A 14072-nucleotide genomic window follows, 5' to 3' on the forward strand; every position below is an offset into this window, starting at 1 on the left:
ACCATTTGACGTGACCATGGGTCGCATGCGACCCATGGGACGACTCCTCGGCACCCTCGCCGCCGGCCTGCTGGCCGCCTCCGGGCTCACCGCCGCCTCGGCCGGCCCGGCACAGGCCGCCGGCTCCGGCACCTTCAGTGTCCTGACGTACAACGTGGCCGGACTGCCGGAGGGCCTCAGCTCCAGCCATCCGGCGGTCAACACCCCGCTGATCTCGCCCAGACTGGCGGACTACGACATCGTCAACGTCCAGGAGGACTTCAACTACCACGCGGCGCTCTACGCGGACGACCACCACCCCCACCGCACGGCCACGAGCGGCGGCGCGGGCCTCGGTGACGGCCTCAACACCCTGTCCGCCCATCCCCTCCAGGACTTCGAGCGGGTGCGCTGGAACGACTGCACCGGCACCAACTGCCTGACCCCCAAGGGCTTCAGCCTGGCCCGGGTGCGGCTCGCCGAGGGCGTGTACGTCGACCTGTACAACCTGCACCCCAACGCCGACGACAGCGCCGACGCCCTGGCCGCCCGGCGCGCCAACATCGCCCAGCTGACGGCCTTCATCCGGGCCAACTCGGCGGGCAACGCGGTGATCGTGATGGGCGACACCAACACCCGCTACACCCGCGCCGGCGACAACATCCGCACGCTCGTCGACGAGGGCGGCCTCACCGACGCCTGGGTACAGCTGGTCAAGGGCGGCACGGCCCCCGCGCAGGGCGCCGATCCCCTGCTGTGCCCGGCGTCCGCACCGCCCGACGACTGCGAGGTGGTCGACAAGGTGCTCTACCGGAGCGGCCCCCTGCTCTCCCTGACCGCGACGCGCTACCACGACGAGTGGGCGAAGTTCCTGGACCCGGCCGGCGGCAACCTCTCCGACCACTTCCCGCACACCGTCGACTTCACCTACACGCCGAACCCCGGGCTCCGCGCCAGCGACTTCTTCGGCGGGCCGCACGGCACGGCCTTCAACGACGCCGACGACCTGCCGGCCACGCCCGCCCCGCGCACCCTCACCCTGCGCGGCTCCGCCCGCCTGGACGCCGTGTCCCTCACCCACGACGGCGGCACGGTCCTCGGCCACGGCGGCACCGGCGGCACGGCCGCCTCGCTCACCCTCGCCGCCGGGGAGCACCTCACCTCCGTACGGCTCACCGAGGGCCGGAAGGACGGCCGGACCCGGATCTTCTCGGCCGCCTTCACCACCGACCGGGGCCGCACGCTCTCCGCGGGCACGCCGACCGCCGACGGCACCACCCTCACCGCCCCGGCCGGCTGGCAGATCGTGGGATTCACCGGCCGCTCCGGCGACGAGATCGACAAGCTGGGGGTGCTGTACGCGCCGATCAGCTGACGCGGGCTGTCGATCCGGCCTCGTCCCGTTCGACGTCATGGTGTGCGGCGCCTCGCCGCACGATGACGCGACAGGCAACTGACGAGGGAACAGTGGATCAACTGCTGAGAGTCATGAACTTCAACGTCTCGAGTGACGGAATCGCCGCCGGCGAGCACCAGAGTTTCGAGAGGCCGTTCGGCTTGGACCATGCCGAACGGCTGTTCGCCTGGGCCGGAGCCACGGCGAGCTGGCCCATGCGCACGGATCCCGGCGGGAGCCGGGGCCTCGACGACTACTTCACGCGGGACTTCGCCCGCGGCATCGGTGCGGAGATCATGGGCCGCAACAAGTTCGGGCCCCAGCGCGGGCCCTGGCCGGACCACGAGTGGCGCGGCTGGTGGGGGGAGGAACCCCCGTTCCGCACCCCGGTGTTCGTCATGACCCACCACACGCGTCCGTCGTTCACGCTCTCCGACACCACGTTCCACTTCGTGGACGGCGACGCGGCCACGGTCCTCGAACAGGCGCGGGAAGCGGCCCAGGGCAAGGATGTCCGGCTCGGCGGCGGGGTCACCACCATCCGGCAGTTCCTCGACGCCGACCTCGTGGACACCCTGCACGTGGCGGTCTCGCCGGTGGAACTCGGGTCCGGGCTGCGGCTCTGGGAGTCCCCCGACGAGCTGCTGGACCGGTTCCACCTGGAGGTCGTGCCCAGCCCGAGCGGCGTGACGCACCACCTGTTCTGGCGAAGGTGACGCGAGGGCCCGCTCGGGACCGGGCGGGCCCCCCGGCACGCCGGATCACCCGGCGCGGTCCGCGGACCGGCTCGCCGAGACGCCGCGGTCGAACGCGCGGACGTCGGCGTAGGAGGGGGTCGGGCCGGCCGGGACGCGTCCGGCCGCGATGTCGGCCACCGCGTCCACGGCCGCGCCGAGCGCCCTTCGGTACAGCAGCGAGCCGAGGCTGACCCGGCGCACGCCGAGGTCGGCGAGGCGGGCGAGCGGGGGTCCGACGGGCGAGTACAGGACGTTGAGGGGGGCCTCGGTGTGCCGGACGAGGGCGGCGATGCGTTCGGGGTCGGTCACGCCGGGCACGAACACCCCGTCGGCGCCGGCCGCTTGGTAGGCGTCGAGCCGGCGCAGGGTGTCCCGCTCGTCGCCGTCGCCCTGCCAGTGAGTATCCGTACGGGCGTTGACGAACATCCCCGGCACGGCCGCCTTCACCGCCGCGATCTTCGCCGCGTGCCGGGCGGCCGGGCCGAGACCGTCCTCCAGATTGATGCCGACGGCTCCGACCGCCCACAACTCGACCGCCAGCCGGGCGACGTCGTCCGGGTCGTCGCTGAACCCGGCCTCGGCGTCCACGGAGAGCAGGTACGGCTCGGAGCCGAGCGTCAGGGCGAGCCGGACGGTCTGTTCCCGGGTGGCGCCGGTTCCGTCGGGCAGTCCGGCGCCCGCCGCCACCGCCAGGCTGGTGGTGCCGATCGCGGGAAAGCCCCGGGCGGCGAGGGCGGCGGCCGAGGCGTGGTCCCAGGCGTTGGGCAGTAACAACGGCTCCCCCGGGCGGTGGTGGAGGCCGGCGAAGGAGACGGGGGCGTGCTCTGTGGTCATACGACCACGCTAGGCCCCGAACGGTTCGGCACCCGCCGAAGCGACGTCCGCCTGCCCACCAGGACGGGTCACGGCCCGCCGAGGGCTCCGCCGACGTGCTCGCCCGGGGCCACCGACCACTTCGTGCCCTCGGCCGTGAACCGGAAGGCGGTGGCCGGCCCGCCGGGCCAGCTCACCCGCACCTCGCGCTCGTCCTCCCCCACCGCCACGGACACCAGCCCGGGCAGCGGCCGCGGTGCCGCCTCCCCGGTGAGCCGGGCGAGTGCCACGAAGAGCGTGGCGCCGCCGTCCGGCCTGATGGCCCCGGTCAGTTCCGTGGACAGCCCGTGGACCGGGGCGAGTTCGGCGCTCACCCCGTCCTGGTCCGGCCAGCCCGTCACCCGGACCGGGGTCCCGGGTGCCGCGCCCGCCACCAGATGGGCCCGCACCTCCACGGCGCCGCGCACCACCACCAGGCTGGTAACGCCGGCCCCGGCGCCCGCGGTGTGCCGGGAGGCGATCCAGCCATCGCCCGTGCCGAGCGGCTCGATGCCCGTACGGCCCGGGTCACCGCCGACGATCACGCTGTTGTCGTACGACGGCTCGGGCGCGGTGGCGGTGGAGTAGGCGAGCCGGGTGTAGCAGGGGTCGTACCGGACGTCCTCGCTGCCGTGGTTGTGCAGCCGGACCAGTCCGTCCGAAGCGGTGGACTGGAGCAGCCAGTTGGGGACGGGAACCGGGTGGGCCGCGTCGGCGCGTTCGACGGGGGCCGCCTCCTCCGGTGCCGTCCACACCTCGTGGCCGGGCGGCAGCAGCAGGCCGAGGAAGCCCTTGCTCGCCCAGTACGGCGAGGCGGGGCCGGAGTAGCTCTGCACCAGCGAGGTGTCGGGGGCGAGCCAGCCGAGCGGCAGCAGGCCCCGCTCGTCGACCGCGCCACCGCCCAGGAAGTACCGCAGGGCGCCGGAGGCCAGGCGCCGGGTCTGTCCCGGGGGCAGCGAGGTGTGTCCGGTGAGCGCCCCCAGCCAGAGCGGGGCGGTGGTGGCGAACCGGTAGGTCAGGGAGCGGCCCTGGCGCAGCGGAGCGCCGTCGCCGCCGAACAGGCGGGCGTAGTCGGCGAGATGACGGGAGAGCCGACGGCCGTAGCGGTCGAGGAGGCCGGTGTCGCCCGCGAGCCAGGCGTGCAGGACCGGGTACAGGTGCATGGCCCAGCCGTTGTAGTAGTCGAACTTCCGGCCGTCGCCGTCGGTGTACCAGCCGTCGCCCGCGTACCAGGTCTCGATCCGCTCCAGGCCCCGGTCGATCGCGGCGCGGGCGGCCTCCTCGCGGTGCCCGATCTCGGCGAGGAAGCCGCCGACGGTGACCGGGAACAGCTCCCAGTTGCACGGCCAGGGCGCGGCGGTGAGGGCGTCCGCCAGCCAGTCGGCGGTGCGCCGGCGCACGGGGGCGGCCAGCCGGTCCCACAGCAGCGGCCGGGTCAGCCGCAGGGCGAGCGCGATCGAGGCGGCCTCCACCAGCGGCTGGCTCCGGTCGGTGATGCGGGGCCAGACCCCGCCGGGCCCGGTGGCGAGGCCGTCGGCGTACCGGCCGAGGGCGTTCTCGTCGCGGCGGAACGCGGCCAGCAGCAGGGTGCGGGCGTAGCCTTCGAGGCCGTCGGAGAGGCGGCCGGAGCTGCTCACGTGGTCGCCGGGGAGATGGTAGAGGGCGCGGTCGGGGCTCGCGTACGGCTCGACGGCGGCGAGGAGCCGGTCGGCGGCGGCCTCCCAGTGGGCGCGGGTGTAGCCGGTGTACGGGCTCACCTCGCGGTCGTCGGCGGGGAGTTCGATCACGGCGGTGGCTGTCCTTCCTCGGCGGGAACCCGGGACGCCCCGGTTCCGGTCGGGGCGCCCCGGGGGCCTATCCCACCCGTACCCTGCCCTCGGGAACCAGGCGGCGGGCGAGCAGTTCGTCGCGGACCAGGCCCGCGAAGACGGTGGCGCCGTGCACGGAGGTGTGCGTGTTGTCGCGCTTCTCGTTGTACAGGTACAGCGCCTTGGATGCCTCCGGGCCGAGGGACTCCACCAGGGCCTTGGTCTTCGCGGTGAGGTCGATCAGCGGGACATTCCCGTCGGCGGCGACCGAGCGGATGACGGCCGGGTGGTCGACGCCGAGGCCGTTGACGAGCAGGGCGGTGTCGTTGTCCAGGGTGCCGTCGGCGTTGAACCAGCGGCGGACGACGGGGGTGACGAGCACCGGTGTGCCGCCCCGGTCCCGGACGCCGGCGACCAGGGTCTCCAGGTTGGCGCGGTAGGCGGCCTCGCCGGTGGTCTTGTCGTTGTGGGCGAGCTGGACGAGGACGAGGTCGCCGGGGCGGATCAGCGGCTGGACGGCGGCCCACAGCCGTGGGTCCCGGAGGTAGGTGACCGTGCTCTCGCCGGAGTCGGCGTGGTTGGCGACGGACAGGCCGGCGCGCAGATACTGCGGGAGTTGCTGGCCCCAGCCGGAGTAGGGGTCGGCGGGCTGGTCGCAGACGGTGGAGTCGCCGATGAGGAGGATCCGGCGGGCGGCGGGGGCCGGGGTGACGCGGATGGCGTCGAGGGCGGGCGCGGAGCCGCCGAGTGCCAGGTCCAGGCCGGGGGTTCCGGCGGCGCCGGCCGGTTCGCCCTCGGGGGTGCGGACGTCGACGGTGAGGCTCCGGGTGACGTGCTCGCCGGCCGGGACGGCGGTCTCCGGCAGCAGGGTGCGGCGGGTCTCGCCGGTGACGCGGGTGGCGGAGGCCGTGGCGGCGCCGAGCCGGACGGTCACGTCGTAGGTGCCCGGCGGGACGTCGAAGTGGCAGGCGGTGGCGGTGCAGTGCTCGATGCCGGGCGGCCGTCCGGTGCCGGCCCGGGCCGGGGCCGCCGTCAGGACCGTGCTCAGGGCGAGGGCGGCCAGGGTGGCGCCGCGCAAGGCGGTGAAACGTCTCACTGAAGGCTCCTCGGCGGTCGGCGACATCCGGCGGCTGGACCGTACCGTTACTGACAAGCGCTTTCTAGACCTGAGCGGGAATTCATACGATCACCGTCCCGAGACTGTGCAAGCCCTTTCGCGAAAACGATTCAACTGTCACCCTGCCAGTCACCCGCACACCCGGACCTCCCGAAGGAGGCACCCCATGTCCGGATCCCCCGCCGGCGCGATCACGCGCCGCGCCCTCGTCGCCGGCACCGCGGCCGTCGCCGGCTCGGCCGCCCTCGCCGGACCGCTCGCCGGTGCCGCCGTCGCCGCCGGCTTCGGCTGGCGCGACGACGGCGCGAACTACGTCGTCGACACCGGCGCGGCCCTGGTCTTCAAGGTCTCCAAGTCCACCGGCGACCTGACCTCGCTGGTCTACAAGGGCACCGAGTACCAGGGCTACGGCGGCAAGAACTCGCACATCGAGTCCGGCCTCGGCAGCTCCGCGGTGACCCTGGTCCAGTCCGGCTCCACCATCCTGATCTCCGTCACCCACGGCACACTGCGCCACTACTACGCGGCCCGCAGCGGCGAGAACCACGTCTACCTGTGGACCAACAAGGCCGACTCCTCGGTCAGCGCGACCCGCTTCATCCTGCGCGTCAGGGCGGGCCTGTTCCTCAACGACCAGCCCGACTCCTACACCTACACGACCGGCACCATCGAGGCGTCGGACGTCTTCGCCAAGGCCGACGGGCAGACCCGGTCCAAGCACTACTCCAAGGTGCGGGTCGCCGACTACGACTACACCGGCTGGTCCGCCGGCGGCGTCGGCCTGTGGATCGTGCGCAGCAACCACGAGAAGGCGTCCGGCGGCCCCTTCTACCGCTCGCTGCTGCGCCACCAGAGCGCCGACGGCGGCGGGCTGTACGAGATCCTGTACTACGGGGAGAACCAGACGGAGGCCGAGCGCTACGGGCTCCAGGGCCCGTACGTCATCGCGTTCACCGACGGCGGTGCGCCGCCGGCCGCCCTGTACCCCGGCACGCTGACCACCCCGTGGGCCGACTCGCTGGGCATCGCCGGCTACGTGCCGGACAGCGGCCGGGGCCGTGTCGCCGGGGTCGGCATCGCCGGGCGGGACACGGCGTACCCGTACACGGTGGGCCTGGCCAACTCCTCGGCCCAGTACTGGGCTCCGGCGCGCGCCTCGGACGGGTACTTCTCGGTCCCGCGCGTCCTGCCGGGCACGTACACGCTGACCGTCTACAAGGGCGAACTGGCCGTCCACAGCACCCAGGTGACCGTCACGGCGGGCACGACGACCACGTTGAACACGCTCACCGTCCCCGCGTCCAACGACCCGTCCCGGGCGAGCGCGATCTGGCGGATCGGGGACTGGGACGGCACCCCGAACGGGTTCAAGAACGCGGAGCTGATGACGTACGCCCATCCGTCCGACGTGCGGGCCGCGCCCTGGACCGGCAACGTGGTGATCGGCAGCGGCACCGAGACGTCCGGCTTCCCCTGCTATCTGTGGAAGGGCGTCAACAGCGGCCTGCTCGTCTACTTCAAGCTCACCGCCGCGCAGGCCGCCGCCGCGCACACCCTGCGGATCGGCGTGACGACGGCCTACGCCAATGGCCGGCCGCGGATCACGGTGAACGACACCTGGACGTCGGCGATCCCCTCCCCGCCCGCCCAGCCGGCCACGCGTTCCCTGACGGTGGGCTCGTACCGGGGCAACAACCACACCTTCACCTACAGCGTCCCGGCCGCCGCCTGGCATACGGACACCGGCCAGTACAACGTGCTGCGGATCGACGTGGTGAGCGGTTCGGGGACGACGGGCTACCTCAGCGCCGGTACGGCCGTCGACGCGATCGACCTCCTCGCCTGACGCCGGATCAACTCGCGAGCGTCCACTGCTGATTGGCCGCACCGTTGCACGCGTAGGTGATGATCGCGGCCGAGTCGGCGGTGGATCCGCCGGAGACGTCCAGGCACTCCCCGCTCGCGCGGGACCTGAGGGTGACGTAGGAGCCGGACGCGGTGAGAGACCACTGCTGGGCGGTGGCGCCGGTGCAGTCCTCCTGGGTGACACCGCTCGCGTTCTCCTGGAGGCACAGGGAACTGCCCCGGCCCACCAGCGCCCGGTAGCCGTTGCCGAGGTCCTTGGACCACCACTTCTGGTTGGCGCCGCCGTTGCAGCCGTACTGGCTGATCGCCACGCCCTGCCACAGCGACTTGTCCGGCACGTCGGCGCACCTGGAACTGTGCCGGGCGATCAGCGTGTTGTAGGACGCGGCGGTGCCGGTGACGGTGCCGGCCGTGGTGTCGACGGTGACCTCCGGGTACCAGGACATGGTCATCGAGGTGGCGCCGGGGAAGGCCAGCGGCAGCCACACATAGCGGGAGTCGTTCACCGTCCCGCCGAAGGAGTTGCCCCAGCGGTCGCCCAGGTACAGGTACGAGGTGCCCGACGTGCCCTGCACGGGAAGGACGTAGGCGGTCTGGGAGCCGTAGGCGGTGGAGTCGCCGACGGCCTTCCAGGACGTCCAGGGGCCGGCCAGGGAGGTGGCGGTCGCGTACTGCTGCTGGTTGGGGTTCCAGCCGGTGGCGCCCGAGGTGAGCATGAAGTACACGCCGCCGCGCTTGAACAGCGCCGGTGCCTCGCGGTGGCCGCCCGGCCACGGGTTGGCGACCAGGCCGGCGACGCCCGTGTAGTCGGCGGTGAGCCGGTAGATGTGCAGGTCGTAGTTCTCGTTGGCGGCCGAGACCATATAGCCGGTGCCGTCGGTGTCGACGTAGGTGGTCAGGTCGCGGGACATGTACTGGCCGAGCGGGCGGAAGCTGCCCCGGTAGGTGTAGGTTCCGTCGACCGTGTCGGAGACGGCGACGGCGGCGCGCGCCTCGCTGTAGTCGGTGCCGTTCTCCTTGTGCATCCACATCACGAACTTGCCGGTGGCCGCGTTGTAGACGACCTTGGGGCGTTCGATGTAGGCGGTGGACAGCTCGGCGGCGGAGGACCGGGTGAGGACGCGGGCGCGGAACTCCCAGGTCTTCAGGTCGGTGGAGCGGTAGGCGGACACGGACCGGAAGGTGTTGTCGCTGTCGCGGTCCTCGCCGAACCAGTAGTAGTAGCCACCGACTTTGATCACCCCGCCGCCGTGGGCGTGCACCGGGTTCCCCGAAGTGTCGGTGAAAAGGGTGCCGTTGGCGATGGTCGCCGACGCCGCCCGGGCGGGTCCGGCGGTAGCCAGGGCGGCGGCCAGGGCGCAGTACAGGGCGAGCAGGACGGCGTACGCGCGTCTCATCTCACGCCCCTTCCTTCGGGGTGTCGGCCACGGGGACGCCGAAGTCCGGGGTGCCGTCCGGCTTCCAGCCGAGCTTCTGGACCCGGGTGTGCCGGTTGGGGTCGTGCAGCGGGTCGCCGGTGATCTCCTTGTACTGGCGGGCGTGGTAGACGAGGACGTCGGTACGGCCGTCCTCGGCGACGGTGAAGCAGTTGTGCCCGGGGCCGTACTGCCCCGTGGTGTCGTCGCTGGTGAACACCGGGACTGGTGACTTGGTCCAGCTGCGCGCGTCCAGCAGGTCGGCGTGGGCGTCGGCGGTCAGCAGGCCCACGCAGTAGTGCCAGTCGGTGGCGCTGGCCGAGTAGGTGAGGAAGATCCGGCCGTTGCGCTTGAGGACGTACGGGCCCTCGTTGACCTTGTAGCCGACGCACTCCCAGTCGTACTCCGGTGTGGACAGGCGCACTTGGGGGCCGGTGAGGGTCCACGGGTTCGCCATCTCCGAGATCCACAGGGCCGTGTTGTTGTCCATGCCGGGCTCGTGCTGGGCCCAGACGAGGTAGCGGGTGCCGCGGTGCTGGAAGGTGGTGGCGTCCAGGGAGAAGGTCTCCCAGGCGGTCTTGATCTGGCCCCGCTCCACCCACGTGCCCTTGAACGGGTCGGGGTCGGCGTTCTCCAGCACCCACATGCGGATGGCCCACACGTCCTCGGCGGGGGCCGAGGCGAAGTAGATGTACCACTTGCCGCCGATCCGGTGCAGTTCGGGCGCCCATATGTGGGCACCCATCGGACCGGTCGCGTGCGCCCGCCAGATCACCGACTCGGCGGCCGTGGACAGGCCGTTCAGGGTGCGGGCGCGGCGCAGGACGATGCGGTCGTACTCGGGGACGGTCGCCGTGAAGTAGTAGAGGCCGTCGGTGTGGCGGGTGATGTGCGGGTCGGCGCGCTGGAGGACGAGCGGGTTCGCGTACGGGGTCGCCGCCGAGTGCTTCCTCGGGTGCGGCCCGGGGCCGGTCGCCCGCGCGGAGGCCGCCTGGGCGAGGCCGGGCGTGACGGCCAGGGCGCCGGCGGCGAGCGCGGCGCCCTTGAGCACCGTTCTGCGGCCGGGGGTGTCGGGCAGGTCGTGGTCGCGGCTCATGCGGACTGCCTCTCGGTCGTTCGACATTTCGTACTACATCTGTGATCCCGAACGCCGAAAAGGTACGGGCGGGCAACGGAAGGGTCAATGGGGCGGACGCCGGGACCCCCGGCCGCGCCCCGCCCCGCTTCGACTAGCGTCGTGACCATGACCAGCGACACCTCCCCCAGCCTCGCCGACGCCCTCGCCGCCGGGACGGTCGTGCTCGACGGCGGCATGTCCAACCAGCTGGAGTCGGCCGGGCACGACCTGAGCGACGAACTGTGGTCGGCACGGCTGCTCGCCGAGCGGCCCGAGGCGGTCACCGAGGCCCACCTCGCCTACTTCCGGGCGGGCGCGAGCGTGGCGATCACGGCCAGCTACCAGGCCACCTTCGAGGGCTTCGGCAAGCGGGGCATCGGCCGGGCGGAGGCCGCGCGGCTGCTCGCCCGCAGCGTGGACCTGGCCCGCACGGCGGCCCGGCGGGCGGCAGACACGGGCGTGCGGCGCCCGCTGTGGGTGGCGGCCTCGGTCGGACCGTACGGGGCGATGCTCGCGGACGGCTCCGAATACCGGGGCCGGTACGAGCTGGGCGTGGCCGAGCTGGAGCGGTTCCACCGGCCCCGGATCGAGACGCTGGCCGCCGCCGCGCCGGACGTGCTGGCACTGGAGACCGTGCCGGACGCCGACGAGGCCGCCGCGCTGCTGCGGGCGGTGCGCGGGCTGGGGGTGCCGGCCTGGCTGTCGTACACGGTCGACGGGCGGCGGACGCGGGCGGGCCAGCCCCTGGAGGAGGCGTTCGCGCTCGCCGCCGACGCGGAGGAGGTGATCGCGGTGGGTGTGAACTGCTGCGCGCCCGGGGACGTGGGGCCCGCCGTGGAGATCGCGGCGCGCGTCACCGGCAAACCGGTCGTGGTCTACCCCAACAGCGGCGAGGGCTGGGACGCCGGGGCACGCGCCTGGCGGGGCGGGGCGACGTTCGGCGCGGCCCAGGTCACGGCGTGGCGCGAGGCGGGGGCGCGGCTGATCGGCGGGTGCTGCCGGGTGGGACCGGAGAGCATCGGCGAGATCGCGCGGACACTGGGCGCGGCCTGAGCGCAGTCCCCCGCCGGGGGGACGCGGAGGCGCCGACCCCACGCGGTGGTGCGCCGACCGGCGCGCGGGGCGTTCCCTGGCGCCCGGTCGGCGCCCCCGGGTCGAACAACGACACCGGGCGCCGATGACGTTGCGTACCCGATCCCGTACGGTCGGTGTCTGCCTGGTCCGGTGCGTCCGGTGACACCCCGACCCCGCCCCGGCCGAAGCTCCGGCCGCCCGGACCCTCCCACCGGGCGGCCGGCTCGTTCCGTCCCCGCAGCGCCCCGTCAGCGGCGCGGTGCGTCCACCGAGCGGCGCGGCCGGCGCACGGCGGAGGCGTGTTCGGCGCCCGGTGGGAGGGGCCGGGCGGCCGTCCAGGGGGCCTCCTCCTTCCCCGCCCCTACGCGCCGGCTCCCGGCGCGGACGCCCGCCTCGCGGTGTCGCGGCGGGCGATGGCCTCGGCCACCTCGCCGATGGCGGTGCGGACGAGGGTGCCGTAGCCGTCCTCCGGGAGGCCGGAGGCGTGCCGCCGGGCCGCGGTGATGTGTGCGGCGGCGGCGTCGAAGGAGCCGAGCCGGCGGTAGAGGTCGGCGAGGTTGAGGTGCAGGGACGGGTGGAACCCGGTGAGGCTGAGGCCCTCGTGGTGGGCGCGCAGGCGCTGTTCGGTCAGCGCGTCGGCGGCGTCGAGGGCGCGGATGTCCCAGGCCAGGGCCTGCGCGGGGTCGTCGTACAGGTCCGCCAAGTGGTGCGCGAGGGTGCAGCGGTGCAGCGCGTCGCCGGTGACGCCGATCGCGGACCAGAGGTCCAGGAGCGTCCGGCGGGCGGCGGCCGGGTCACCGGCTCGGCCCTGGTCGACGGCCCGGCCGATGGCCTCCATGACCGGGTCGGGGGCGGCGGGGGTGGTGGTCATCGCGGGGTGTCCTTGTCGGTCAGGGGCGGTGGTCGTGCCGGACGGGCATGGCCAGGGTGGTGAGGTCGCCGCGGTCGGCGGAGCGGACGGTGACGGGCAGGCCGGGGCCGCGCAGGTCGAGCAGCACGTCGGGGCCGACGGCCGTGCTGACGGCCGGGTAGAGCGTGGTCAGCTCGAAGGAGATCATCAGTTCCGGCCCGGTGACGGTGGCCGGGAGCGCGGCGCCGGGGCCGGGGCCGTCGGCCGCCTGGACGTGCAGGCCGTCCCGGGTCACCCGCAGCGTGCTGCGCTCTTCGGAGTGGTCCTCCAGCGCGCGCAGCAGCGGCTCCTTCGCGACCGCCACCCGGGTGCCGGCCCCGGGGAGCGAGGCGAGCATCAGCCGGTGGTCGGGGAACTCCGCCGCGAGCAGTCGGCAGTGCCGGTCCGCGCGGTCCGCGCCGCGCAGCCGGATCGTGTGCGGTGTCGCCTCGAGGCGCAGCAGCGGGCTGCGGCGGATGTGGGTGAGCGCGGTGCGCAGTTCGTCGCCGTCGACCGTGGCGGCCCAGTGGGTGGTCGCGGGTTCGGCGGGGACCAGGGTGCGGGTCGAGAGCCGGTAGCGGTCGGTCGCGGTCAGCGTGACCGCTTCCGCGGACACCTCCACGAGCAGCCCGCCGAGTACCGGCATGGCGGGGTCGTGCGCGGTCGCGGTCAGGACCTGCTCGATGGCGTCGGCCAGCACGGGCCCCTTCAGCGCGGCGAGGGGCCGGCCCGGCGCGCCGGTGAGCGAGGACTTGATGACGGCGGCCTTGTGCCGCACCGCTTCCGCGTCCGCGAGGGCCTTCGCCACGTGCGCGTCGATCAGCCGGGCCGCGTCCTGGGGTCCGGCGTCGAGGACCGCCTCGGCGGCGGCGAGGGGCATGCCGATCTCCCGGAGCCGGCGTAGTCCGGCGGCGCGGGCCACCTGGTCGGCGCGGTAATAGCGGTAGCCCGTGACCGGGTCCACCTCGGCGGGGGGCAGCAGCCCGGAGTCGGCGTAGAACCGCAGCGCGCTGGAGGTCAGTCCACTGCGCCGGGCGAAGACCCCGATCGGCATCAGCTCAGAGTTGGGCACGGCGTCATCGTGGGGCTTCAACCCACTCGAAGGTCAACACCGGGCGGTCGGGGGTCGCCTCGGCGCCGGCGGAGCGGACGGTGCGGGTGCCGGAGGAGATGAGCGTGGTGGGCTTCAAAAACCTGCCCGAGGCCCGCTGGTCCGCCCCGGCGCCGACCACCGTCCGCCGACCGCTCGCGGAGATGGCGGCGACGGCGCTGCGGCCGCTGGTGCGCATGGCGCACGGGGAGCGCCCGGAGGGCACCCGGACCGAGCCGTCGACCCGACTGGTACGGCGGGCGAACACGGCCCCGCCGCCCCAGGCCGGCCCCGCCGCGAACGGACCCGTGACCGCACAGCGGCCAACCGCGTGATGTCCGGGCCCGGTTCCGCTGTCGCGCGGTGACCCCGCCCCGCCGGAATCGTTGGCCGGGCATGAACCACAGCACGCGCATCGCCGCGCCCCTCGCCGTGGCCGCGGCCGTCGCCCTGGCCGCCGCCTACGGTACGGCCCATGCCGCCCGGCACACCCTCGCCCCCGCACCGCAGCGCGCCGCCGTGACGTCGCCCGCGGCCTCACCCGAGGCCCCTTCGGCGACCTCACCGGCGACATCGTCCGCGGCCTCGCCCGCCGACGAGCACGACCCCGAGGAGGACGTCGAACTCGACGAGAACGGCCGCCCGGACCTCGGAGAGGACTGAGCCCCGGCGGAGTTCGTCACGCGTGACGGCCGGCCACCCCCCCGGGGGTGGCCGGCCGTCGCTCGTGTT

The 14072-nt window shown here is 73.8% G+C and carries 12 protein-coding genes and 1 pseudogene; 6 read left to right on the forward strand and 7 right to left on the reverse strand.

All coding sequences use genetic code 11. The features are described from left to right. Positions 1-34 precede the first annotated feature (34 nt). Positions 35-1354, forward strand: coding sequence for a jacalin-like lectin (locus tag ACSURM_RS08465; RefSeq protein ID WP_436960996.1), 1320 nt, complete (start codon positions 35-37; stop codon positions 1352-1354). A gap of 92 nt (positions 1355-1446) precedes the next feature. After that, complete coding sequence (locus ACSURM_RS08470) at positions 1447-2091, forward strand: dihydrofolate reductase family protein (RefSeq protein ID WP_436954354.1); 645 nt, start codon at positions 1447-1449, stop codon at positions 2089-2091. A 45-nt stretch (positions 2092-2136) separates the two neighbouring features. Here the strand turns inward: ACSURM_RS08470 and ACSURM_RS08475 are convergent, their stop codons facing one another. From ACSURM_RS08475 to ACSURM_RS08485, 3 genes are all read right to left on the reverse strand, one after another. Next, positions 2137-2946 (reverse strand): isocitrate lyase/PEP mutase family protein, encoded by an 810-nt coding sequence (locus tag ACSURM_RS08475; RefSeq protein ID WP_436954355.1) that lies wholly within the window; start codon positions 2944-2946, stop codon positions 2137-2139. Between the two features lie 68 nt (positions 2947-3014). Continuing rightward, positions 3015-4748: a DUF2264 domain-containing protein gene (locus ACSURM_RS08480; protein ID WP_436960998.1), complete on the reverse strand. Its 1734-nt coding sequence runs from the start codon at positions 4746-4748 to the stop codon at positions 3015-3017. A gap of 70 nt (positions 4749-4818) precedes the next feature. Further along, complete coding sequence (locus ACSURM_RS08485) at positions 4819-5895, reverse strand: rhamnogalacturonan acetylesterase (protein ID WP_436954356.1); 1077 nt, start codon at positions 5893-5895, stop codon at positions 4819-4821. Between the two features lie 160 nt (positions 5896-6055). Between ACSURM_RS08485 and ACSURM_RS08490 the strand changes: the two genes are divergently transcribed. After that, the gene (locus ACSURM_RS08490; RefSeq protein WP_436954357.1) at positions 6056-7735 is read left to right on the forward strand and encodes a rhamnogalacturonan lyase B N-terminal domain-containing protein; all 1680 of its coding nucleotides are present in this window, start codon (positions 6056-6058) and stop codon (positions 7733-7735) included. A 7-nt stretch (positions 7736-7742) separates the two neighbouring features. Here ACSURM_RS08490 and ACSURM_RS08495 read toward each other — a convergent pair whose 3' ends face one another. Together ACSURM_RS08495 and ACSURM_RS08500 are read right to left on the reverse strand one after the other, a co-directional pair. Further along, positions 7743-9152, reverse strand: a complete 1410-nt coding sequence (locus ACSURM_RS08495) for an RICIN domain-containing protein (protein ID WP_436954358.1) — start codon at positions 9150-9152, stop codon at positions 7743-7745. 1 nt (position 9153) lies between these two features. After that, a complete protein-coding gene (locus ACSURM_RS08500; RefSeq protein WP_436954359.1) occupies positions 9154-10266 on the reverse strand; it encodes a glycoside hydrolase family 43 protein in 1113 nt (370 codons plus the stop codon). 147 nt (positions 10267-10413) lie between these two features. On the opposite strand from ACSURM_RS08500, the gene mmuM reads away from it, so the two are divergent. Beyond that, the gene (gene mmuM, locus ACSURM_RS08505; RefSeq protein ID WP_436954360.1) at positions 10414-11340 is read left to right on the forward strand and encodes a homocysteine S-methyltransferase; all 927 of its coding nucleotides are present in this window, start codon (positions 10414-10416) and stop codon (positions 11338-11340) included. Positions 11341-11722: 382 nt separating this feature from the next. Here the strand turns inward: mmuM and ACSURM_RS08510 are convergent, their stop codons facing one another. Both ACSURM_RS08510 and ACSURM_RS08515 read right to left on the reverse strand, forming a co-directional pair. Next, positions 11723-12232, reverse strand: a complete 510-nt coding sequence (locus tag ACSURM_RS08510) for a hypothetical protein (protein WP_436954361.1) — start codon at positions 12230-12232, stop codon at positions 11723-11725. Positions 12233-12251: 19 nt separating this feature from the next. Beyond that, positions 12252-13322: a MerR family transcriptional regulator gene (locus tag ACSURM_RS08515; RefSeq protein WP_436954362.1), complete on the reverse strand. Its 1071-nt coding sequence runs from the start codon at positions 13320-13322 to the stop codon at positions 12252-12254. Positions 13323-13372: 50 nt separating this feature from the next. On the opposite strand from ACSURM_RS08515, the pseudogene ACSURM_RS08520 reads away from it, so the two are divergent. Both ACSURM_RS08520 and ACSURM_RS08525 read left to right on the forward strand, forming a co-directional pair. After that, positions 13373-13675 (forward strand): annotated as a pseudogene (locus ACSURM_RS08520) (substrate-binding domain-containing protein); the annotation flags it as partial. A 61-nt stretch (positions 13676-13736) separates the two neighbouring features. Beyond that, positions 13737-14003, forward strand: coding sequence for a hypothetical protein (locus ACSURM_RS08525; RefSeq protein ID WP_436954363.1), 267 nt, complete (start codon positions 13737-13739; stop codon positions 14001-14003). Positions 14004-14072: the final 69 nt, after the last annotated feature.

The sequence above is a fragment of the Streptomyces sp. SudanB182_2057 genome (genome assembly GCF_964272715.1).
In the GTDB taxonomy this organism is placed as follows: Bacteria; Actinomycetota; Actinomycetes; order Streptomycetales; family Streptomycetaceae; genus Streptomyces; species Streptomyces rubradiris.